Genomic DNA, 20,841 nt, shown 5'->3' with positions numbered 1-20,841 from the left:
GGGCCTGCGGTTGACGACAGGCAGTGCAACACGTACTGTCGCCATTACTCGTCCCCACGAGGTAATGGCGGGTTCCGTGTTAGTTCCCGTCGAACGGCCGGACCATGGGTTCATCCCGTGGTTCCCGGCCGAAGTTTTTTCGGGGCTATACCCCGTTGAATGTATCGAAAGTGGCGCGCCCTAGGCGGCGGCCGTGCCTTCCTCCGAGGTCTTCTCGGCCTTCACACGGGGAGGAGGAAGAGGGCGGCTGAACTCTCCGCGACCGTCTTTCTGCAGTACCCCCCGATCACCAGCCATTCGATTCAACCAACTTGCGACGGCGGAGTAGCCCAACTCCGGCCCAACCACCGCCTTCGCCGCATCGTAGACTTCAGCCGTGGTGTGCGTCTTCCCATCGTTGAACACCGCGAGCGCGGCTTCGTGCCAGGCCCCCGGAGCGATGGGGGGCGAGGTTGCGGCATCAGACGACACGGCGCCAGAGACCAACACGCTTTCCGCAGGGCGGGACGGAAGAAGAACCCCGGCGAGCAGCTCTCGCGAGCGCTCGAGCGCCGCGATATCCGCATCAAGGGTTTCACGGGCCCGGCGCTTCTCCGAAAGGAGTGCATCTATGGCAGCCAGGGCAGTAGGCGAGTTCACACTCTCTGATCTACCCGCCCCCTGCCAACTCGTCAACGTGGTCAGCGCGGGGGTGCCAACTTCGGCTTGGTCCTGGGAAATGCGCAGACTGTCGTCCTGCCCTCCCGTGCCGTGATGCGCCGCGTTATGCCCAGGCCCCATTGATACCCCTGGGTGGTCACCATGCACTGGCACGATTCTCCTCCGCATTCGCATATCGCCTCCGGAGTGACGCCCTCGCGCACCCCCATCAACCAGGGCGAGCGCGTAAACACCTGGAACCCTTGGGCATGCTGGTTCCAGCACTCGGCATATCAGCGCGCAGTCCCGGTGTCCTTCTTTCGCCAACAAGAAACATCGTTCCCTGTGGACTGCGCAGGTAGCAGAGTCACCCACCTGAAGCTGTAGGGCTGAATTACGGCCCTCCGTCCATGGTGTCCCGGAGGAGGCCCCCGATGCCCTCAAGCAGCCGGTAGTAGAGGTACTCGGGCACCGGCCCAAAAGCCTTGAAGCTGGAGGAAATGCGCTCCACCTGCTTGCGAGGCCCGTGCACCAGCAGCGCGAGGAAGCCGTAGGCGAGAAGCACGAGCTGCACCATGCGCTTGAGCCCCGTCCACGTGAGGGCGCGCACGTCCTCCAAGTCGAAGCCCTGCTTGGTGAAGCGGTTGGCCTCCTCAATCCCCCACCTGTCCAGGTAGATGTTCGCCACGCGCCGTGCGTCGTCGGCCGTCTTCACCTCCAACGTGGTGAGGATGGCGAGCGGCTCTTGCCCCAACGCGCCGCCGCTGACGGTGACGAGGGAGTAGGGCTTTGCGCCTGGCTTGCCCGTTTGCTTGTTGGAGGAAGGGTGCTGCTGCTGAAGGTGCACGTTGCTCACCCACCCCACCTGGAGGAGCCAGTTTTGCTTCTTGGTGCCACGAGGCCGGTGGAAGTACAGGCGCGGTGTGCTCTCCACCAGCCCCTTCACATTCGTCTTCCCCTCGGGAGTGAAGAGGGTACGGCTGTTGCCCTCGAGGCGCAGACGCACGGCGAAGTCCACGCCCATTTCCTTCATCTTCATGAAGAAGGTGCCACCGTCGAAGCCGCTGTCGAAGGCCCAGAAGGCGTTGTCCGGCACGTGGTTTCGCACCGTCGCGATGGCGTCGAACACCGTGGCATTCTGACTCTTGTACTCGGGCGACTCCGTTGAGAAGAGCCGGGACAGCAGCGGCAGACGTCGTCCGCGCACGCCCACGGCCTCGAGGGAGATGATGTCGTAACCATCCCCCACCTCCTTCGTGGAGCCATCAAGGACTCGGGCCAGGTACGGCATCTTCCTCGCGCGTGGTTTGGTGATGTCGGTGATGTCCACGGCGATGGTGGGCCGTGGGAAGCGCTCGTCCCGAAGAATGGGAGCGACGAGCTTCAGGTAGTCCTGCTCCACCGCCCTGTCGTCGTAGCGCTCGTTGCCGAGGTTGCGCGAGAGGCGCTTCTCCGTGTGGATGAGGCGGCTCGGCTCCTTCAGGGCCCGGCCGATTTGGGAGAGAAGGACGCTCTTCTTCTCCATCAGCCCGAAGAGGGCCTCGCGCAGAAAGCGGCGGTTCGGCTTGTACAGCCGCCCGCCCACCTTCTCCACGTAAGCGTCGAAACGCTCGGCGATGGACTTCTCGCGAGGCACACCTCTCCCGACGCTGGACACGTGCGCCGGTGGTGCCTACGTTTCCTGTGTCCCCTAGCAAGGACAGGAGCGTGGCATTCCAGTGCCCGTTCCAGCATTGAAGGGAAGCAGGGCTGTTCCAGCAGCTCCGCCTCCCGGAATGAGGGCCGGCCTTCCAGGGCTCGGCCTTTTTTCTTTCCCGTCTCCTTCGGCTGCACCTCCTTGGTGTCGGGCTCTCCGGCCCGGTTTGCCGTGCGGCAAACTCGTCGCTCAGGCCACCTCGCCCCACTCACGCGGTAGCGCGGCGCAAGCAGTCCCCGAAGATGGGATCGCCGCGCTCAACGTCAATGGCGGGTAGTGATCAAACGCCGGTGCGGAAGCCATGTTGCCGACATCACGCACCGCACTGCCTCGAGAGACTGCACGGCGCTGCGCAGAAGAGCGCGCGCACGTGCCTTCCAGCAGGCCCGGGGTGGACGCCCTGGCGCGCACTGGCGCGGGCACTGAATGAGCGGTGTCCGGGCCTCGCAGCGACACGGCAGGTGTCGGGGCCACACGACGCGGAAGACGGAACTCAAGAAGCAGGTGGTTCACCACGGCGTTGGTGAACCTGCCAGCCTCGTGAGGTTACGCAAGAAACACGACGCTACAGGTAGTTACAGAGTCCCGATTAAAGACACCGCGGACGGTCTGTTTCTGCGTCCGCGCTCAAGGGCCCTCAGAAGAAATGGGTAAGGTCGAAGTGAACCTGGGTTGAACCCCCAGCCCACACTGAGGGCCACGGGTTGAAGCACGGGTTCGGATACCCTCACCCTGACCCTCTCCCGAAGGGAGAGGGAACATTCATCCCCTTCGGTCACTTTCCTGAAGGGGATTGACGTCGCCGGCCCCAGGGAGGGAGCACCATGCAGGTACCGTCGCGTAAAGCGCTGCTGTCGGAGCTGGACTCGTCGAGCCATGGAGCACGCCTGGCCCGGGTCGCCAAACTGGGGCGCGATGGCCGGGGCAGCCCCGAGCTGAGACAGCTCATGGACGAACTCCTGTCCGGCACGGCCTATGAGGCGAGCCTGGCGCTCGAGCTGGCCCATGGCGCACGCGACGAATCCCTCATCCTGCGAGGCCTCACCCACCCGTCCTGCCTCGTGCGCGGCCAGGCCGCCGCCCTGGCTGGCAGCGCCATCCAGGACGATGCGGCCCTCGAGCGCGTCCTCCCGGAGCTGGCCCCCTTTGTCCGCCGCCGGGTCCTCAAGGGCGTGGCGCTGGCCCGAAGGAACGTGCTCGCGGCCCGGCTCCTCCCCCTCGTCCTCACCCGGCACGGCGCCGCGGAGGCAGCCCTGCTTCTCACCGCCCTGGACGCGGACTCGGTGCGCCGCCTGCTGCCCGAGCTCGAGCACACGTTCCGCGCCTGGCGCACGCTGGTGCACTGTCACCCGGACGCGGTGCTGGACTTCATCCGCGCGCGCCTCACACGCGCCCCGGAGCGCGAGCGCGTCACCCTCTTCTCCATCTACCGCGTTGCGCTGGCCGAGCTGACGCTCTCCCATGGCGAGGCCGTGCTCGTCCTCGTGCGCGACTTCGCGCCTCCAGATGTGCTCCCGCTCTTCGTGCAGGACACACTGCCGCGGCTCACGCGCAACCACCCCGAGCAGCTCTTCGCGCTCCTCAACCGTCCCGCCTATCGCTCAGCGCGGTTCCCCCAGGAGATGACGGCCGGCCTGCTGCGCCAGCTCCGCTTCTTCTCCCACGCCCAACAGCTTGACCTCGCGAGGGCCCTCGCGGACTCCCCCCTCCAGCTCGCCCGCTTCCTGGAGGCCCTGCCCCCCACCCAGCGCGCCGGCCTCTTCGCCCACGCCTTCGAGGGAACACCGCCCCGCTTGCACCCCGGGGCCCTGCTCCAGGTCCTCCCTCATGCCCTACGGGATGCCGAGGCCGCGCGCCAGCTCGGCCTGCGCGAGGTGCAGGAGAACCGAGACCAGCAGCTCGCCATGCACGCCCTACGCACCATCGAGCACGCGCGCGAGCCCCTCCAGAAGGCAGCCTTCGCCAGCAAGGCGGAGGACCGGGCCCGGGCGCTCTCGCTGCTGGTGTCCAGCACGGGCTTGTCCCGCCGGGGCCTGACGGAGACGCTCACGTACCTCTCCCGGCTGAAGAATGAGCAGGACCCGGTGCGCCAGGCGGCCCTGAGCGCGCTCGCCCAGGTGCCCCCGTCCGTCTTCGAGCCCGGGCACATCCCCGCCCTCGAGTCACTGGTGACGTACGTCGTCGAGGCAAGGGACACCTCGCGCGGCACGCAGATCGCTCTGCAGGAGCTGGCCTTCCGGCTCATCCGCACCCACGCCACCACGCCCGAGAGCCCCTTCTTCCGCTTCGCCCTCGACACGCTGAAGCGACTGGCCGGCCAGTCTGGAACCATTGCTCTGCCCCCGCTGGAGCGCGACCTGCCGCGCGGCACCGAGCACCACCTCTTCTCGGCCCTGCTCCCGATGATTCGCGCCGCCAGCGAGAGGGAGAGCTACGGCCTCATCCTCACGCTCACCCAGGCACTCGGCCGGCGGGCGTGGAACGTGGACATGCTCCAGGCGATGCTCGAGCCCATCACCCAGGCTACGCCCGATTGGCTCGCGCAGCAGGCCATCCAGCTCTGGCTCGCCGCGCCGCGCACGAGAGACCTCCGGGTGCGCAAGCTGTTGGAGCGCGACGAGACCACCGTCACCCAGGCCATCGTCTTCGAGCACCTCCACCGGCGCCGCCAGGAGTGGTTGGATCCCTTCCTCCAGGGGCGGCGCCTGCGGGGGCGCTACAGTACGGGGAAGACGGGCTGGGTGCCCCCGGCCCGCGGCGGCTTCCATCGCTGGCTGCCGCGCCAGCAGCTCCGCTTCCGAGACCTGCTGCTGCTCGTGGCCCGGGACACCGAGCGCAGCGCCTGGGAGCGAATGAGCGTGGTGCACATCCTCCCCCGTTTGCAGGTGGTGGAGGTAGACACCCTCACGCCCTTCCTCGAGTCGCAGGATGTGACCACGGTGGAGGCCGCGCTCGGGGCGCTCGCGTGGCTGGACAGACCGGAGCCGGCGCTGCCCCTGCTGTTGGATCACCTCGACGGAGACCGGGCCCGGGTGGCCATGTACGCAGTGCCCCGCGTGGCGAAGCTCGTCTCCCCCGACACGTTGGCCTCCACGCTCGGCGCGCTGCTCTCCCGCGAGAAGCTCAAGGTGACGGTGCACAAGGAGGCCCTGAGGCTGCTCGGCACCTTCCGCTCCACGCGCAGCATGGCCCTGCTGCGCCAGCAGTGGGACAAGCCCAACCTCCACCGGGACGTGCGCATCGCCGTGGGCCACGCCGCGCGCCAGCTCCTCGATGAGCCCGCCGCCTGGGAGCTGCTGGAGAGCATGGCTCGGAGCCCGGACGCCTACGTGGCCGCGAGCCTCCTCGAGGTGCACCCCGGGCAGCTGCCCCTGGAGGTCCGCCCCCGCTATGCGGCGCTCGTCCTCGAGGTGTCCCGCCACCCGGAGCTCACCGTGCGCCGGCAGGCCTTCACAGTGCTCCCAGGCTGGTCCTCCGGAGTGGAGGAGCAGGTGGCACGAGAGTCGGCCGGGCGCGTGCTGGAGCTCTCGGGTGGCGCCGAATGGCTCGAGGCCGCGCGGGCGTTGGTGGAGGCCACACGCGAGGGAAAGGCCTTCGAGCAGGTGGTGGCCTGCACCTCCCAGCTCGTTTCCGCGCCCCCGGCCCCCGACGCCACTCCCGAGCGGGACGTCCCCGCACGCCAACGCCTGAAGGGGCTCCACCGGGTGCTGCTCGGGTTGCCCCGACCGGTCCGCCTACGCCTGAGGACACACCTCGACGAGGTTGCGCGGGTGCTCGCCCGGGACGCCTCGCTGTGGCCCGAGAGCGCCGCACTCCGGCTGGCCAGCCTGGAGTGGCGCGAGGCCCGAGCCGCCTCGGAGGTGCTGCATGAGCTGGCGGCGGAGACACGGGAGGAGCCTCTCTTCGCTCCATCCCTCGCTACTGCCGTGGCCACTCAGGTGGTGGACCCCAGCGCCGAGTGGACTCCCGAGACACTGCTGGAGCTCGCGGACCAGGTGGGCTCCGAGCTGCCGCTCACCGCGGTGGTGCTCGTCTCCGTGGCCGGGCAGCGCTTGAACTGGCGCGAGGACGCGGCCCGCCGCCTGCGAGCCCTGCGTCAGCATCCGGTCGCCGCCGTCCGTACGGCTGCCTACGCCACCGTCACCGCGAACGAGTAGCCCGCCTCTACCTGGACACCGCTTTCGGCGGAAGCGCGAGGGGCCACAGTCGGGCCAGGTCCCCGCGCAGCGCGGCGGCATCCGGGTAGCGCTGCTCCGGGTGCTTCTGCATCAGCTTGAGCACCACGCGCTCGAAGGGCTCGGGCAGGCTCGGGTTGAGCGTGCGCGGCGGCGTGGGTTGCTGCTGCACGTGCAGGAACATGAGCGGCACCGGCTGCGGATGGCGGAAGGGGAGCTGCCCGGTGAGCAGCTCATACGCCACCACGCCCAGCGAGTAGAGATCGGTCGCGGGCGACACAGGGTGTGCACCGGAGATCTGCTCGGGCGCCATGTACTCGGGAGTGCCGAGCACCGCGCCCTGCGCCGTCACACCCGCCACATGCGTGCTCTTGGCGAGCCCGAAGTCCATCAGCTTGAGGATGCCCGGCTTCGTGAGGAAGAGGTTGCCCGGCTTGACGTCACGGTGCAGCACGCCCCGTCCGTGTGCGTGCTCCAGCGCGGCCGCCGCATGGGTGAGCCACCGCAACGCCTCCGCCAGAGTGGGGCGAGGGCCCATCAGGCGGCGCTTGAGGTCCATGCCCACCAGCAGCTCCGTGGTGAGGAAGTGCCGGTCCCCATCCACCCCCACGTCGTGGACGCGCACGATGTTGGGATGGTCCAGCCCCCGCGCGTGCTCCACCTCCTGGCGGAAGCGGGCAATCTGGGAAGCGTCCGCGCCCGGCACGGAGAGCACCTTGAGCGCCAGGTGCGCGCCAGTGGGGAGGTCCGTCACCTCGTGCACCATGGCGCTGCCGCCGGAGCCCAGCCAGCGCTCCACCCGGTAGCGCTCGGCCACCACCTGCCCCGGAATGAGCCCTCGCACCGCCGGTTGACCCGCCGCCACCTCGGGACGCGGGTGCTCACTGCTGCCCATCAGCAGCGTGCGCGCGGGCCCGCTCCCCCGCGACTCGCGCGCGGGCACCGGCCCCTGGGGGGGAGCCACCACCGCTCCCTCCTCGAGATTCAGGTACGCGACCCCGCTGTCGTGCTCCTCGTCCGTCACGGTGGCATCCCCTCCCGCGCCACGTCAGCCGGCGAGCAGCGACACGTTGGAGGGCAGACCACTGCCCTCGATGTCCAGGTGCGGCGTGGGCAGGTTGTACTCGGCAGCAGCCGTGGTGGCCTCCATCATGATGGGGCCGGAGATCTCCGGCGGCTCGCCGCGGCACAGCAGCTCCACCACGTGCTCCACCGTCCACCGCCCCAACCGCTGGATGGACACCTGGCCGTCTTTGATCCGAGCCGTCTCCGGCAGCTCCGTGCTGCCCAGCAGCTTCTCGTCCGCCGAGCCCCCCAGGTAGCCGCGCGCCAACGTCAGCACCCGCTCCAGCACCACGTTCCACGCCTGCAGGTGCGAGCGATCCTGCGCCTCGTCCATGATGTCCAGGCCCACCGGCAGCTTCTCCATCCGGTCCAGGAAGGTCTGGATGAGTGGCCCGCGGATGAGCCGTCCGTGCTGCGGCGCGATGATCTCCACCGCCGGCTCCAGCTTGCGGATGACCGCCACCACGCGCTGCAGCGCCAGGTTCACCGGCATGTAGATTTGATGGAAGGCGCGGATGCCGGTCCAGTCGGACTCATCTGCCCAGAGGCCCTGCGCGTTGACGTCCGTGACGCCGCCGAACAGGTCGCCGGTGAAGAGCACTCGCGTCTCGGGGTCGTAGAGCATCACCGCGCCGCGGAAGTGGCAGAAGGGAGAGGGTACCGGCAGCAACCGGTGACCGGTGGGCACATTGAGCCCGTGGCTGAACTTCTCCGTGGCGATGAATCGGCCACGCGGCAGGTTCTGGTGGACGATGAGCCGCCAGGTGTCCTCGGAGCAGAGGATGCCGGCCTTGGGCGCATAGCGCGCCGAGATGATGCTCGCCGACGAGCCCACGTCTGGATCCTGGTGGTTGATGAAGACGGCGCTCAGCCGATCCAACCCGCCGATGAGCGACGTCACCTTGGTGGACACCGTGGAGAAGTCACTGCTCGAGCCCGGGTCGATGAGCAGGTTGAACTCGTTGGGCCGGCCCGTCTTGGGCTCCGTGCCCCGGAAGCGGCGCAGGTACGGGTTGGAGTAGAAGATGCTGCCGGGATCCCTCTTGCCCACCCAGAAGGTGTCCGGAGCGATCTCCACGGGAACCAGCCGCAAGTCGTTGGTCTGGCTATCGGACGGACGAACGTTGCTCGGCGGGATGTTTCGATTCGGGGACGCCTGGACGCTGCTCATTCGGGCACTCGCTGCGGGGGGGGGATAGCCCCTGAGAAAAGGGGGACATCCCCTGCCGTAGCAAGGCGTGGGCCGACCGGGAGCCAGAGTGCTCCGTGCTCCCGAGCACGCAACCACTGCGCGGCCGTCTCTCCTTGGACCGCAAATCGTGCGCCGGAGCCGGCGTCTACGGGGCCTTGGGGTTCCCCGGCTGCCCGGACAGGTCGTTCAGCGCGTCCTCGGCTTCCTTCACGTCCTTCGCGTACTCGTCCAGGTAGCGCTGGCGCTCCTCGCTCGTCCACTCGTCGGGGGAGAATCGGTCAACCGTGTACTGCTGGGTGGCGTGCACGTAGCCGTAGAGCCCCTTCATCAGCTCGCGGTCTGGATCTCCCTGCTCCCGGAGGAGAAAGCCCTCCACGTCGCGCAGCCGGAGGGGGAAGTCGGGATTCTTGTCGTGAATCATCAGCCCGAAGACGGAGAGCTTCACCTCGCGGGCGCCGGCCTCCAGCTCCTCGTTGAAGTCCACATACGCGAACGGAACACCCGCCTCGTCATCGAGCCGCCCCGCCATCACGTAGCGGCCGGGCTTGCGCACCTGCAGGCCCACGTAGAGCCGCAGCGAGCCCTGCTCCACCACCTCGCGCACCTTTCCAGTGAAGGTGGCGGGCGCGGCCGGGGTGAAGACGATGTCGAAGAAGGCACCGCCCTCGGTACTGCCGGCGCGCACGCGGAACTCGATACGCAGCGTGCCCTCGAACATGGCGAAGCCCTGGCGCGAGGGCTGGAAGCTCCCCGTCCACATGCCGTCACCGGCCACCTCGTCGCCATTGCGACCCGTGTCGTTGAAGTCCAGCGGCACCGGGGCGGTCTGCCCGCCCTGCGTCATGTGCGGGGCCTCGCGGGCTACCGCCGAGTGCACCTCGCACGGCAGCGGCTGGCCGGTGTTCGCGTTCTCGCAGCCCACGAAGAAGCGCACCACCTCATCGCCCACGACGTAGACCTTCTCCTGCTTCAACTTCAGCGAGACGTCCCGCTGCTCCTTGTCGAGAGACTGCTTGCGCTCCGGCGAGGACGGGTACACCAGGTCCGGGTGCTCCGAGATGGGCCGCGAGTCATGCGGGTAGCGCGTGGACTGCCGGTAGGAATCCAGGGTGAAGCGGGCCCGCGCCAGGCGCTTCTCCCACAGCTGTCGCTGCGCCTCGCGCTCGGCCTCCTCGGGAGACAGGGCGGGCTGGCCGGGCTGCTGCGCGAGGACTCCAGGCGAAGGCCGTACTGGCCCGCGAGGCGGTGGCTCGGCCTGGGCAATGCCTGGAGACTCCGGACCGGACGCGGACGAATCCTCCGCACCCGGCCCGGGACGGATGAGCCCCACGGAGAGCAGCAACCCCCCCACTCCCAACACGAGTGGAACGAGCAAGAGGAGCCATCTGCCACGGCGGGAAGGGCGCTGATTCATGGGGTACATCCAATGCTGCCAGAAACGGCCTACTTGGCGTAGGTGACCATGTCGGAGCGCACGGGCCCGACGATGCCCGCCCAGTTGCCGGCGGCGTAGTGGTCGTAGGCCTCGCCGTCATCACGCAGCGACACCGAGTGGTAGCTCCACTTGGCCTTGCCGTTGCTGGTGGCCGCGGTGCCCGTGTTCAGGGTGCCGTCGCAGAACCAGTCACCGGGGTTGCAGAAGCCTCCGGTCGCGGAGACACCGCCGGTGGAGTGATAGGCCACGGCCTCGTCATCCTGGCCGGGGAGCACGCCGGAGTAGGCCGTGCCCCTGGAGCCGGCGAACATGTAGAACCACAGGGAGCGCGTGGTGTTGTGGTTGTACATGGCGCGCGCCGTGGAGGTCACCAGGTCGCTGGTGAGCGGCTCGCTCGTCGCCCAGTCACCGTAGTTGGCCAGCTCGCTGCCGCCGCCAGCGCCCGAGGCCACGTCCACCCACTTGATGTTCCAACCCACCTGGGTGCCGCCCGCGTCGCCGCACACGCCGGAGGCGTTGGGGACGGCGTTCTTCTTGTTGCGCGTGGAGCCGCCGTACATGGACAGCGCGTAGCCGATCTGCAGATTGCCCGCGCTGTGCGAGGCGATGTAGCACCAGTTGGTGCCCGTGCAGAAGCAGTCCAGCGCGTCGCGAACGCGGAAGTTCTCCACGGAGATCTTCTGCGTACCGTTCCAGTTCACGGCCTTCTTGTTGATGCCGGCCGCGGTGCCGCTCGGACCCCAGTAGCTGAAGTCGGCGTAGTTGCCGCGCTGGGTGCTGCCGCCGTTACGGCCGTGGATCCACAGCGAATAGTTGGTGGCCGATGCCTCCGCGCCCACCAGGGCGGTGGCCGCGACGATGGCCGTGCTCAAAAGCTTCTTCATGAGAGAGCGCCTCCTGCTCTTGCTTCCAAGGGGGTACCCGTCTGGCTGTCCGCCAGTCAGGCAAGGCCACTCTACTCGCGCATTCTCAAAAACCGAAAACATTTCATTCCCATTAAATAAGAGATTCCCGACACACCGTGTCAAACCAGGATTCCTCGACGCATTGCGTCAGGCTCCGAGCGGGAGAGCAGGCGCCGCGCACACCGGATGGGGAGAGCACGGGCGGAAGGAGGCCTCCGGGGCGCGGGGCGCGGATGCCTAGCTTGAATCGCGTCCTCTCACCCATTGAGGAGGCCCTGCCCATGTCCTCGATAGATGCGCCCCTGACGCTGTTGGATCCCGAAGGCGGTTGGATCAATGCCCCTGTGCACGTGCATGACCTGCGCGGCCGGCCCACGCTGCTGTACTTCTGGTCTGAGCTGAGCAAGACGAACCAGGAGCAGCTGCCGCTGGTGAAGACGCTGCTGGACGAGTTCATCCCCAAGGGTCTCCAAGTCATCGGCGTCCACGTCCCCATGGAAGGAGAGGACCTGGGCCATGCGCTGGACACCAATGACATCGAGGCCATCGTGAAGCGGATGGGCTTCCGGCACCCGGTGGCGGTGGATGACGGCTCGATGGAGCAAGCGTACGGGGTGGAGGAGGTCCCGACGTTCCTGGTGTACGACGCGTTCGGAATCCTGCGCCTGCGCGTGGCGGGCGAGGCGGCGACGAACCCCGAGCTGCGGCGGCTGTTGGATCGAATCACCGGCCCCGAGGCCACCACTGGCGCGTTTGCGCCCTGAACCAGCGCGCACGAGGGATGACATGGCAGGCCGGAACAAGAAGGAGGCCTCCCGTCTGTCGCTCGGGGCTCTGACCGCCGCGGGAGTAGGAGCGGTGATGGGGCTCCGGGCGCTGTTCCGGGAGAAGGTGAGCTTCAAGGGCCGCACGGTGTTGCTGACGGGCGGCTCGCGGGGACTGGGGCTGGTGATGGCCCGTCAGTTCCTGGCGGAGGGGGCGCGCGTCATCCTCAGCGCCCGGGAGGAGGTGGAGCTGGCCCGGGCCCGGAACGAGCTGGAGGGCAACGGGGGCGAGGTGCTGGCCATCCCCTGCGACGTGAGTGATCGCGTGCAGGTGGAGGCGATGGTGGCGCAGGTGCACGACCGCTTCGGCGCGGTGGATGTGCTGGTGAACAACGCCGGAGGCATCCAGGTGGGCCCGCTGGAGTCGATGACCGAAGAGGACTTCGACGAGGCGATGGACGTGCACTTCTGGGCGCCGCTCTACACGACGCTGGCGGTGCTGCCGGAGATGAAGCGGCGAGGCTGGGGGCGCATCGTGAACATCTCGTCGATTGGCGGGAAGGTGAGCGTGCCGCACCTGGTGCCCTACTGCGCGAGCAAGTTCGCGCTGGTGGGCCTGTCGGACGGGTTGAGGGCGGAGCTGGCGCAGGACGGCATCCTGGTGACCACGGTGTGCCCGTCGCTGATGCGCACGGGGAGCCCGCCCAACGCGTTCTTCAAGGGCGACCACGAGGCGGAGTACGCGTGGTTCGTGCTGGGAGACTCGCTGCCGGGGATGTCGATGAGTGCGGAGCGGGCGGCGAGGAAGATCCTCGAGGGGTGCCGCCGGGGCGACGCGGAGCTCCTGGTGGGCCTGCCGGCAAAGGTAGCGGCCCTGGCGAGGACGTTGGCGCCGAACCTGACGGCAGCGGTGCTGGCGCACGTGAACCGGCTGATGCCGCAGGACAGCAACACGGACCGGTACCGGGGCCGGGACAGCGAGACGCCGCTCACGCGCTCCTGGGTGACGAAGCTGACGAGGCAGGCAGCCCAGAAGAACAACGAGGAGCTGCTGCACTGAGCAGCCCCCCACCCACTCACCACCCATCCAACCCCCTTCCCCACTCCTCCCTCTCCCTCTGGGAGAGGGTCGGGGTGAGGGTATGAGGGCCCCGGCTCATGAACCCATCCGGGGCCCGCGCGCTGATGCGTCAGTCCAAGAGGCTCACGCCTTGCCAGGCTCGCCCTTGTCGAGCTCCTCCCACCAGCGGCCCTTGTCCTCGGCGGCGCGGGCGAGCTGCTCGCGCAGCGCTTCGATCATCTTCACGTTCCCGTCCTGCTCGTAGCCCTTGAGGGCTTCCTGGCACGAGGGTACGCGCTGGAGGAAGTCGCGCAGCCGCTCGAGGGTGAGCTCGGGCGCGTACATCCCGTACCCCAGCTTCTCCAAATAGAGAGCGTTGAGCACCTGCTCGAACTGGCCCTTCACAGGCAGCGAGAGCATGGGCTTGTGGAGGTAGACGGCCTCGCTCATGAGCGTGTAGCCGCCACCGGCGACGACGGCGCGGGCGGTGCGCAGGTCATCGATGAAGCCCTTCTCGCTGAAGGGGCGGTAGAGGAGGTTGCCGTCCCGCACGTCCTCGGTGATGTCGCGGCGCATGCCGTAGATGTGGCAGGGCAGACCGCTCTGCTTGAGGATCTCCGGCAACTGAGCGTTGGTGGTGGAGGTCTGGTAGACGAGCAGGTGCTCGCCGGGCTCGGACTTCGCGGAGAGGATCTCCGGCCGCAGGATGGAGGGCAGCAGCGTGGTGCGCTCCTTGCGGACGGGCGGGTAGAAGAAGGTGGTGACGAGGTAGTGGAAGCTCCCGGGCAGCTTGGACTTGACCAGGGCCTTGGTGGCCTCGAAGTCATCCTCGAAGCCTGCGAGCAGCGCGGGGTCATGCTTGCAGCGGTTGATGATCTGCATGTTGTCCACGCTGATGACGGGCAGGCGGTGGTTGCGGGCGAAGAGGTAGCTGAAGCTCTCGAAGTCGCTCACCACGACGTCCGGCTTGAACTCCTCCACCAGCTCGAAGTACTGGCGGACGTTCTGCGGCCAGCCCTTGACGGCCCCGGAGAGGTTCTGCAGCAGCGTCTGCCACTTCTTCACCGAGTTGCCCTCATAGGCGATGGTGAAGCCCCAGATGCCATGCACGTTCTCGAAGCGCTTGGCCAGGTAGTCCTTGGCACGCCCGGAGACGACGATGTGGACCTCGTGCTCCTTGCTGAGCTCCTCGAGGAGCACGCGGGAGCGGGTGGCGTGTCCCATACCTTCACCAACGACACCGTAGAGGATTCGCATGGGGCGGCAGCATACGCGGGATGTGGCGCGCGAGCCCATGCGGCGGTAGCGTCTCCCCCATGCAACACGAGGGAACGGACGCCAAGAGCCCGAAGAATGCGGCGGGATTGACCCGAGCGGCCCTGCTGGGGCTGACTGGCGGCATCCTCGTCGGAGGCCTCTTCCTGTTGGGTGTGGGACTCAAGACGCGCCTATCACCGGCGGACTGCACGGGCCTGTCCGAGATGGAGTGCAGCTTCATGCGAGAGGCCGCCCTGGAGCTCAGCCGCATGCAGGTCATCGTGGGCTCCGGTCTGCTGGCACTTGGTGCCGCCGTGGTGGTGCTGCTGCGCTCGAAGGCGCGCTCGGACACCCACTGAGGACACTTCGTCCTCCAAGGAGGCCGCCTCTCCCACCTCCACGCCCCTCTTCCGTCAAGCAGCCGAGCGAGCGAGCGGGGTAAGTGCTTTTGCCGGTGCAGCGTAGAGCGGCTAATTAGCTCTAGCCTCGACATAAGGCTTCGGTTAGGAGAGGCCCCCTCTTATGCAGCTTGAATCCTTGAAGATGTTTTGTGACGTGGTGGAGACGGGCTCCTTCTCGAGGGCCGCGCAGCTCAACCATGTGACGCAGTCGGCGGTGAGCCAGCAGATTCGCGCGCTGGAGAACCGCTATGAGCAGAAGCTCCTGTCGCGCAGCGCACGCCAGGTGACTCCGACGCCCGCGGGCGAGCGGCTGTTCCGCGGGTGCAAGGAGATCCTCGCCCGCTTCGCCGAGGTGGAGAACGAGATCCGCGAGCAGTCCACGGAGGTGCAGGGCACCACGACGGTGTCCACCATCTACTCCGTGGGCCTGCACGAGCTGCGCAACGTGCAGAAGCAGCTGCTCAAGACGCACCCCAAGGTGAACATGCGCCTGAACTACCGGCGCAATGATCAGGTCTACGACGACGTGATTCTGGGGGCGGCGGAGATTGGAATCGTGGCGTACCCGCAGCCGCGCGCGGGCGTGGACATCCACCCGTTCCGCGACGACAAGCTGGCGGTGGTGTGCTCGCCCACCCATCCGTTCGCCACCAAGTCGAAGGTGAGCCTCACGGCGCTGTCGGGCGTGCCCTTCATCGCCTTCGATCGCGAGGCCCCCACGCGCAAGGCGCTGGACCGGCTCTTCCGCGAGAAGAACGTGGACATCAACCCGGTGATGGAGATCGACAACATCGAGACCATCAAGCGAGCGGTGGAGATGGGCATTGGCGTGGCCATCCTCCCCATGGCCACGGTGGCGGCCGAGATGGCGCAGGGATCGCTCGTCTCCAAGCCCTTCGCCGAGGGTCCGGTGTCGCGGCCCATCGGTCTGCTCATCCGCAAGGGCAAGTACCTGGATCGCTCGTCCGCCGCGGTGCTCGAGGCCTTCAAGCTCGCCGAGGCCACGGGCGAAGATCACTGACCCCGTGAATCCATCCCCCCTCTCCCTCTGGGAGAGGGCTGGGGTGAGGGTCTGCCCCCCGTCTCAGGCGGCGGTCTCGATACCCGAGGCAGGCGCCAGCACGTGCAGCCAGGGCGTCAGCAGCCGGGCGCACTCCGCGGGGTGGGTGAAGTAGGGCACATGGCCCGCCCCGCGCAGCAGGTGCTGAGGCGTGCCCGGGGGCAGCGACGCCGCCAACCGCGCCATCGTGGAGGCAGGCACCAGCACGTCGCGGTCCCCCTGAATGCACAGGCATGAGACGGGCAGCCGGCGCAGGTCGGGCGGAGGCGGCTCTCCACGAATGGCAAAAGCCCGATGGAGCGTGGTCATCCGCTCCAGCGTCGTGGTGGGCACCACCTCGGGCACCTGCTCAGCCGGAACACGCTTCCACGAGGCCACACAGGCCGTGAGCGGGCCGGGACGTCCCAGGACAGCAATGGGCCCCATCATGGCGATGAGGTGGCCACGCAGCCCCAGGTGCTCGGGCCGGGTAAAGGAGCCGAGGAAGGCCACCCCGCGCACAGCGCCCGCGGCGGCCAGGTGCCCGGCCACCATGCCCCCGAAGGAGCTGGCCACCACCGCATCCACCTGTCCGGCCGCAGTCAGCACCTGACGCGCCAGCTCTCCTGCCCCACAGGCAGCATGACGCCCTTCCGGGTACTCGACGAGGACGGGACGGGCCATGAAGGAGAGCCGCTCGGCCAGAGCCCGGAAGCCCGCGCCCCGTGCACCCAGCCCAGCGAGCAGCAATACCCGTGGACCCGTGCCTCGACCCATCTCCGTCAGCTCAACGACCCGACGCATATTCCTCCTTCGCGAACGCGCTCCGAACACCGCTCGCGCGCCGCTTCTGCCCGCCCGTGCACGCCTCCCTGCCTACCAGGAGACCTCGACCTCCGTCTCGCGCAGGCTCACCTCCCGTCCGGTGGTGTTCACGTCCGCCATCTTCGTGGACTCGAAGAGGCCCCGCACCGCGCCCACGAGATACTCGGAAGGCAGGGTGCTGCCCCTGACGAGGACGAGGCCGCTGTTCGGTCCCGTCCATCGCACTGAGCACTCCCCGTGCCGGACAGACGTGCGCCAGGCGGAGGGAAAACCGTTGAGCATCCGCCTCGGCTCTCCCCCGGCCAGCATCGTCAATACTCGCCCCGCCGCGGACTCCAGGTACTCCGGCGCGACCTGCTGCCCCAGGCACCGCATTGCCGCATCGAAACCTCCGTGCCGCTCGCTCAGCGCCCAGGCCGCGGCGTAGAGCAGCCGGTTCAACGTGCCGACGGGATAGCTGAAGAAGGCCATGAACCTGCTGCCTCCGGCCACCTCGATGCAGCGGTTCAGCACCACCTCGTCGCCCAGGCCGCGCACCACCTCCAGCGCGCCCGTGAAGAAGAAACCACGAAGGGTGTCCTCCGGCCTGCGCAGAGCCAGCCGTTGCTCCAACTCCTGCGGTGAGCCCTTCTCCATCACGTCCCAGTCTCGAGTGGGGGCTCCCCGCCCGGCCCCTGTCCCGGGCGCGAGTATTGGAATTGCGGAGATGGAATCAAGACGCGCCGCATGCCGACCTGCGGCGTCGTCCCACCCTGGGCCACCGCTGGAGACGAGGTAACCGCCTCGTGTTGGAGGATGGACGTCACCCTCGGAGCCCCCTGCCTTCCCCGGGGGTTGTCCGGTCTACACTCCATGCTCATGAGCGCGCTGACCGCAGGTGACGTCCTCGGAGGGGAGTGGCGCATCGTCCGTCCGGCCTTCGGGGACGATCCCGGCTCGGAGTACCGGGTGGAGCCCGTCACAGGAGGGAGCGCCCGGCGGCTCACGCTATGGCGCACGCTGCGGGCCCCCGCCTCCACCGAGGTGAAGCGTTTCGAGGAGCTCATGCGCGCGGGTGAGCGAACGCGACACCCCGCCTTCCCACCCGTGGAGGCCCTCGGGTACGACAAGACCCGCGAGGCGCTGTGGATGGTGCGGCCCTGGTGGAATGGCGAGTCGCTGCCGTCGATGCTGGGAGGACTCCATCCGATAGGGCTTGATCTCCCCTACCTCCACGCACTCGCGGACCAGCTCGCGCAGGCGCTCACCGCCGCCCAGGCCGAGGGCATCGCCCATGGCCGGCTGCGGCCCACGCGGTTGCTCGTCGCCCCCGGCGGGAAAGGCGTGCGGCTGTGCCTCCTGGACCTGGGGTTGGAAGCCTTCCGGCGCACTCACGCCGCTGCCTGGCTGAAGCCGCCCCAGGTGGGTGCGGCCTACGTGGCGCCCGAGCTGGGAGACACAGGTCCCGTGCCGTCCTCGGCCGATGTCTTCTCCTTTGGGCTCATCGTGCGGGACATGCTGGCCACGCGGCGGGATGGGGCCTGGCAGGGACGCTGGGAGCACTGGGTGGAGCGGGCCACGGCTTCGGAGCCAGGCAAGCGGTTCAGATGCCTCACCGAGGCCATGAAGATGCTGCTGCCCGTGCTGAAGGCGCTGCCGGATGACCCACCGCCCCCGCCGCCGAACTACGAGCCCGCCCCCCCCACCTGAGGTTGACGCTCAGTACATCTTGCGCAGGCGCGCGGCGAAGAAGCCGTCCCAGTTCTCGGGGCCCGGCAGCGTGCGCAGGTAGGCTTGGGTGAGCGGGAGCTTCACTGACTCGTGCAGCACCGGCGGCTCCGCCGTCCACTCGGGGTGGCTGCGCAGGAACATCTCCACCTGATCCTGCCCCTCCTGCGGCTCCATCGTGCACACCGCGTACACCAGCAGACCTCCGGGAGGCACCGCCTCCTGGCAGTTCTCCAGGATGCGCCGCTGCAACGTCGCCAGGCGCCCGATGTCCTCCGGCTTGCGCCGGTAGCGCAGCTCCGGGTGCCGCCGCAGCGTCCCCAGCCCCGAGCACGGCGCATCCACCAGGAACGCGTGGAACTCGCCCCACTCCTCTGGCCAGGGCTGCGATGCGTCGTGCGCCTCGGCCTTCAACCGCGCGGCGAGGCCCAGCCGCTTCGCCTCGGACTCAATCTTCCGCAGCTTGTTGGCGTGGAGGTCCGTGGCCACCACCTCGTGCTTCTCGGCCTGGTGGCACGCCTTGCCGCCCGGCGCCGCGCAGGCATCCAGCACCCGCGCCGTCTCCGGGATGTCCCCGTACACGCCCACCAACTGAGCCGCCTCGTCCTGCACCTGCCACAGGCCCTCGGCGTAGCCGTACACGTCCTCCAACCGCCCCACCGGCGGCATGATGATGCCCACCGGAGACACCGCCGTGGGCCGCACCTCCAGCCCCGTCTCGCGGAACTGCTCCAGCAGCGCGTCGCGCGTCACCTTCGCGCTATTGGCGCGGATGACCACCGCCGGCGTCTGGTTGTTGGCGGCGAGCATCGCCTCGGCGCGCTCGCGGCCGAACTGGCGCATCCAGCGCTCCACCAGCCACTTCGGGTGACTCTCCCGCACCGACAGGTACTCGGTGAGGTCTCCCTCCGGAGGCAGCGGCTGCGAGGGCAGCGAAGCCAGCTTGCGCAGGATGGCGTTGACGAAGCCCGCCGCGCGCACCAGCCCTACTTCCTTGAGCGCCTGGACCGTCTCGGCCACGGCCGCACGGGCCGGTACCCGCGTGTAGAAGATTTGGTAGGCCCCCACGCGCAGCGCGGCCAGGACCTTGTCCTCCAGCGCGTCCAGCTTGCGATCCGCGAAGCGGGTGACGGCGTAGTCCAGCGCGAGCTGCCGGCGGGTAGCCCCGTAGGTCAGCTCGGTGATGAGACCTGCGTCCCGGGGATCGGCTGGTGGCGATTCCGAGAGCATCGTGTCGAGAACAACGTTGAGGTACGCATCCGTGGCCCGGACGCGACTGAGGACCTGGATGGCAATGGCGCGCGCGTTCATCCTTCCCTCCCCGTACCACACTTCCCCCCCTGGCGCCCTACCTGCCCATCACCCTGGCGGCCCAGCCGCGCGTCTCCTCGTCCACGTTCTTCATCAGCGAGTCGAAGCGCCCCGCGCGCATCAACTCCACCAGCCGCTCGTCCCGCGCGAGGATCTCGGTCGCATCCCAGGGGAAGATGAGGTCCGTTTCGCCCGTCTCCTGATAGTGCGGGTCCGCGACCAGCGTTTCCAGATAGCGCGAGTAACTATCGAAGAAGCGGTCCACGTTCGAGGCGATGGGCATGACCTTGGGTTCGAACTCATAGGTATCCACACGCACCACTGGCTGCCTACCCCACCGGTCCTCAAGACCAGGCACGGTGGCATAAGCATGGATATCGCCGCCAAAAACAATCACAGGCTCACCCAGCTCTTCCCACCAGTTCTCCCGCCACCATTTGTTGTCTTTTTCCAAAGCACGTTCTTCATCGTTGGATTGCGAGAGCACCCAACCCATCACCTTTGTAGCGAAATCAGCGCGTCCCAATCGCGCATAGACACTCGCCAGTACTGGATCGAAGGGAACACCTTCCAACAAACACCCACTCCTCAATGGTTCACGGGCGGGTGGAGAGATACTCAAACCCAAGCTCAATCTCTCACATACTTCCAACAACCGCTCCAACCCGGACAGAGTCTTGATTCCCATCACCCCTTCTCGTCTTGGCAGAGGGCTCTACCGCCCCATCACCTTGGCGGCCCAGCGGCGCGTCTGACCGTCCACATCCTTCATCAAGGAGTCGAAGCGCCCCGCGCGCATCAACTCCACCAGTCGCTCGTCTCGTGCGAGAATTTCGACGGCGTCGTAAGGAAACCCAATATCCACTTCACCCGACGCTTGATAGCTGGGCTCTGAAACCTTGGCTTCCAGGTAGCGCGCGTAGGTGTCGAAGAACCAGTCCACGTTCGAGGCTACAGGAATGACCCGGGGCTCGAATTCATAGGTGTCCACCATGACCACGGGCTGCATTCCCTGCCCATCCGCGAGACCAGGCACGGTGGCGTAGGTGAAGACACCACCACCGAAGATAACTACGGGTTCTCCCAACTCCTTCCACCAGTTTCCTCGCCACCACTCATTACGTTCCCGCAGCGTTTGCGCATTGTCATCCCATCGAATGAGCGCCCAGCACATTACCTTTTCGGCAAACACAGCATGTCCAAAGCGTGCGTAAACGCTCGCCAGTATTGGATCGAAGGAAACGCCTTCTAGCAAACTCCCAGCCCTCAACGGTTCATGAGCGGGTGGTGAGGTCTCCAGTCCCAGATTCAACCGCTGGCATACCTCCAACAGCCGCTCCAACCCAGGCAGGCTCATGGACTTCACATTG

The 20,841-nt window shown here is 67.7% G+C and carries 18 protein-coding genes; 6 read left to right on the top strand and 12 right to left on the bottom strand.

The features are described from left to right. Nucleotides 1-180 precede the first annotated feature (180 nt). Nucleotides 181-639: a hypothetical protein gene (locus OV287_RS11815; protein WP_267534128.1), complete on the bottom strand. Its 459-nt coding sequence runs from the start codon at nucleotides 637-639 to the stop codon at nucleotides 181-183. Between the two features lie 394 nt (nucleotides 640-1,033). Next, the gene (locus OV287_RS11810; protein ID WP_267534127.1) at nucleotides 1,034-2,275 is read right to left on the bottom strand and encodes a transposase; all 1,242 of its coding nucleotides are present in this window, start codon (nucleotides 2,273-2,275) and stop codon (nucleotides 1,034-1,036) included. Nucleotides 2,276-3,159: 884 nt separating this feature from the next. Between OV287_RS11810 and OV287_RS11805 the strand changes: the two genes are divergently transcribed. Next, nucleotides 3,160-6,492 (top strand): hypothetical protein, encoded by a 3,333-nt coding sequence (locus OV287_RS11805; RefSeq protein WP_267534126.1) that lies wholly within the window; start codon nucleotides 3,160-3,162, stop codon nucleotides 6,490-6,492. A 7-nt stretch (nucleotides 6,493-6,499) separates the two neighbouring features. On the opposite strand, the gene OV287_RS11800 is transcribed toward OV287_RS11805, so the two are convergent. The 4 genes from OV287_RS11800 to OV287_RS11785 all read right to left on the bottom strand — a co-directional run bounded on the left by OV287_RS11800 (nucleotide 6,500) and on the right by OV287_RS11785 (nucleotide 11,086). Beyond that, nucleotides 6,500-7,534: a serine/threonine-protein kinase gene (locus OV287_RS11800; protein WP_267534125.1), complete on the bottom strand. Its 1,035-nt coding sequence runs from the start codon at nucleotides 7,532-7,534 to the stop codon at nucleotides 6,500-6,502. 24 nt (nucleotides 7,535-7,558) lie between these two features. Further along, a complete protein-coding gene (locus OV287_RS11795) occupies nucleotides 7,559-8,746 on the bottom strand; it encodes an oxygen-binding di-iron domain-containing protein (RefSeq protein ID WP_267534124.1) in 1,188 nt (395 codons plus the stop codon). Nucleotides 8,747-8,912: 166 nt separating this feature from the next. Then, a complete protein-coding gene (locus OV287_RS11790) occupies nucleotides 8,913-10,181 on the bottom strand; it encodes a choice-of-anchor X domain-containing protein (protein ID WP_267534123.1) in 1,269 nt (422 codons plus the stop codon). Nucleotides 10,182-10,210: 29 nt separating this feature from the next. Beyond that, nucleotides 10,211-11,086, bottom strand: a complete 876-nt coding sequence (locus tag OV287_RS11785; RefSeq protein WP_267534122.1) for a hypothetical protein — start codon at nucleotides 11,084-11,086, stop codon at nucleotides 10,211-10,213. A gap of 302 nt (nucleotides 11,087-11,388) precedes the next feature. Here OV287_RS11785 and OV287_RS11780 point away from each other — a divergent pair, with 302 nt between their 5' ends. Next, nucleotides 11,389-11,871 (top strand): TlpA family protein disulfide reductase, encoded by a 483-nt coding sequence (locus OV287_RS11780; RefSeq protein ID WP_267534121.1) that lies wholly within the window; start codon nucleotides 11,389-11,391, stop codon nucleotides 11,869-11,871. Nucleotides 11,872-11,893: 22 nt separating this feature from the next. Continuing rightward, nucleotides 11,894-12,931 (top strand): SDR family NAD(P)-dependent oxidoreductase, encoded by a 1,038-nt coding sequence (locus OV287_RS11775; RefSeq protein ID WP_267534120.1) that lies wholly within the window; start codon nucleotides 11,894-11,896, stop codon nucleotides 12,929-12,931. A gap of 144 nt (nucleotides 12,932-13,075) precedes the next feature. Here OV287_RS11775 and OV287_RS11770 read toward each other — a convergent pair whose 3' ends face one another. Beyond that, complete coding sequence (locus OV287_RS11770; protein WP_267534119.1) at nucleotides 13,076-14,188, bottom strand: MJ1255/VC2487 family glycosyltransferase; 1,113 nt, start codon at nucleotides 14,186-14,188, stop codon at nucleotides 13,076-13,078. A gap of 59 nt (nucleotides 14,189-14,247) precedes the next feature. Here OV287_RS11770 and OV287_RS11765 point away from each other — a divergent pair, with 59 nt between their 5' ends. Then, entirely contained in the window at nucleotides 14,248-14,547 is a 300-nt protein-coding gene (locus OV287_RS11765) for a hypothetical protein (protein WP_267534118.1), read from the top strand. A gap of 163 nt (nucleotides 14,548-14,710) precedes the next feature. After that, nucleotides 14,711-15,610 (top strand): LysR family transcriptional regulator, encoded by a 900-nt coding sequence (locus OV287_RS11760; RefSeq protein ID WP_267534117.1) that lies wholly within the window; start codon nucleotides 14,711-14,713, stop codon nucleotides 15,608-15,610. Between the two features lie 63 nt (nucleotides 15,611-15,673). Here the strand turns inward: OV287_RS11760 and OV287_RS11755 are convergent, their stop codons facing one another. Beyond that, complete coding sequence (locus tag OV287_RS11755) at nucleotides 15,674-16,432, bottom strand: alpha/beta fold hydrolase (RefSeq protein ID WP_267534116.1); 759 nt, start codon at nucleotides 16,430-16,432, stop codon at nucleotides 15,674-15,676. A 72-nt stretch (nucleotides 16,433-16,504) separates the two neighbouring features. Further along, nucleotides 16,505-17,089 carry a TIGR02265 family protein gene (locus OV287_RS11750; RefSeq protein WP_267542327.1) on the bottom strand — a complete coding sequence of 195 codons (585 nt, stop codon included), beginning with the start codon at nucleotides 17,087-17,089 and terminating at the stop codon, nucleotides 16,505-16,507. 222 nt (nucleotides 17,090-17,311) lie between these two features. On the opposite strand from OV287_RS11750, the gene OV287_RS11745 reads away from it, so the two are divergent. Beyond that, nucleotides 17,312-18,142 (top strand): protein kinase family protein, encoded by an 831-nt coding sequence (locus OV287_RS11745; protein ID WP_267534115.1) that lies wholly within the window; start codon nucleotides 17,312-17,314, stop codon nucleotides 18,140-18,142. Nucleotides 18,143-18,151: 9 nt separating this feature from the next. On the opposite strand, the gene rsmB is transcribed toward OV287_RS11745, so the two are convergent. The 3 genes from rsmB to OV287_RS11730 form a co-directional block, all read right to left on the bottom strand. After that, the gene (gene rsmB, locus OV287_RS11740) at nucleotides 18,152-19,471 is read right to left on the bottom strand and encodes a 16S rRNA (cytosine(967)-C(5))-methyltransferase RsmB (RefSeq protein WP_267534114.1); all 1,320 of its coding nucleotides are present in this window, start codon (nucleotides 19,469-19,471) and stop codon (nucleotides 18,152-18,154) included. A gap of 37 nt (nucleotides 19,472-19,508) precedes the next feature. After that, the gene (locus tag OV287_RS11735; protein ID WP_267534113.1) at nucleotides 19,509-20,045 is read right to left on the bottom strand and encodes a hypothetical protein; all 537 of its coding nucleotides are present in this window, start codon (nucleotides 20,043-20,045) and stop codon (nucleotides 19,509-19,511) included. 141 nt (nucleotides 20,046-20,186) lie between these two features. Further along, a complete protein-coding gene (locus OV287_RS11730; protein WP_267534112.1) occupies nucleotides 20,187-20,837 on the bottom strand; it encodes a hypothetical protein in 651 nt (216 codons plus the stop codon). Nucleotides 20,838-20,841: the final 4 nt, after the last annotated feature.

Source organism: Archangium lansingense (assembly GCF_026626635.1).
Taxonomy (GTDB): domain Bacteria; phylum Myxococcota; class Myxococcia; order Myxococcales; family Myxococcaceae; genus Archangium; species Archangium lansingense.
Note: the sequence above shows the minus strand (reverse complement) of the source record. Positions and strands in the feature narration are given on the sequence as shown.

What these genes read in the sequence shown, in the direction of transcription:
- OV287_RS11765 (WP_267534118.1), top strand. Translation starts at nt 14,248, where the DNA reads ATGCAACACGAGGGAACGGACGCCAAGAGCCCGAAGAATGCGGCGGGA.
- OV287_RS11750 (WP_267542327.1), bottom strand. Translation starts at nt 17,089, where the DNA reads ATGGAGAAGGGCTCACCGCAGGAGTTGGAGCAACGGCTGGCTCTGCGC.
- OV287_RS11785 (WP_267534122.1), bottom strand. Translation starts at nt 11,086, where the DNA reads ATGAAGAAGCTTTTGAGCACGGCCATCGTCGCGGCCACCGCCCTGGTG.
- OV287_RS11755 (WP_267534116.1), bottom strand. Translation starts at nt 16,432, where the DNA reads ATGCGTCGGGTCGTTGAGCTGACGGAGATGGGTCGAGGCACGGGTCCA.
- OV287_RS11760 (WP_267534117.1), top strand. Translation starts at nt 14,711, where the DNA reads ATGCAGCTTGAATCCTTGAAGATGTTTTGTGACGTGGTGGAGACGGGC.
- OV287_RS11775 (WP_267534120.1), top strand. Translation starts at nt 11,894, where the DNA reads ATGGCAGGCCGGAACAAGAAGGAGGCCTCCCGTCTGTCGCTCGGGGCT.
- rsmB (WP_267534114.1), bottom strand. Translation starts at nt 19,471, where the DNA reads ATGAACGCGCGCGCCATTGCCATCCAGGTCCTCAGTCGCGTCCGGGCC.
- OV287_RS11790 (WP_267534123.1), bottom strand. Translation starts at nt 10,181, where the DNA reads ATGAATCAGCGCCCTTCCCGCCGTGGCAGATGGCTCCTCTTGCTCGTT.
- OV287_RS11780 (WP_267534121.1), top strand. Translation starts at nt 11,389, where the DNA reads ATGTCCTCGATAGATGCGCCCCTGACGCTGTTGGATCCCGAAGGCGGT.
- OV287_RS11805 (WP_267534126.1), top strand. Translation starts at nt 3,160, where the DNA reads ATGCAGGTACCGTCGCGTAAAGCGCTGCTGTCGGAGCTGGACTCGTCG.
- OV287_RS11770 (WP_267534119.1), bottom strand. Translation starts at nt 14,188, where the DNA reads ATGCGAATCCTCTACGGTGTCGTTGGTGAAGGTATGGGACACGCCACC.
- OV287_RS11795 (WP_267534124.1), bottom strand. Translation starts at nt 8,746, where the DNA reads ATGAGCAGCGTCCAGGCGTCCCCGAATCGAAACATCCCGCCGAGCAAC.
- OV287_RS11745 (WP_267534115.1), top strand. Translation starts at nt 17,312, where the DNA reads ATGAGCGCGCTGACCGCAGGTGACGTCCTCGGAGGGGAGTGGCGCATC.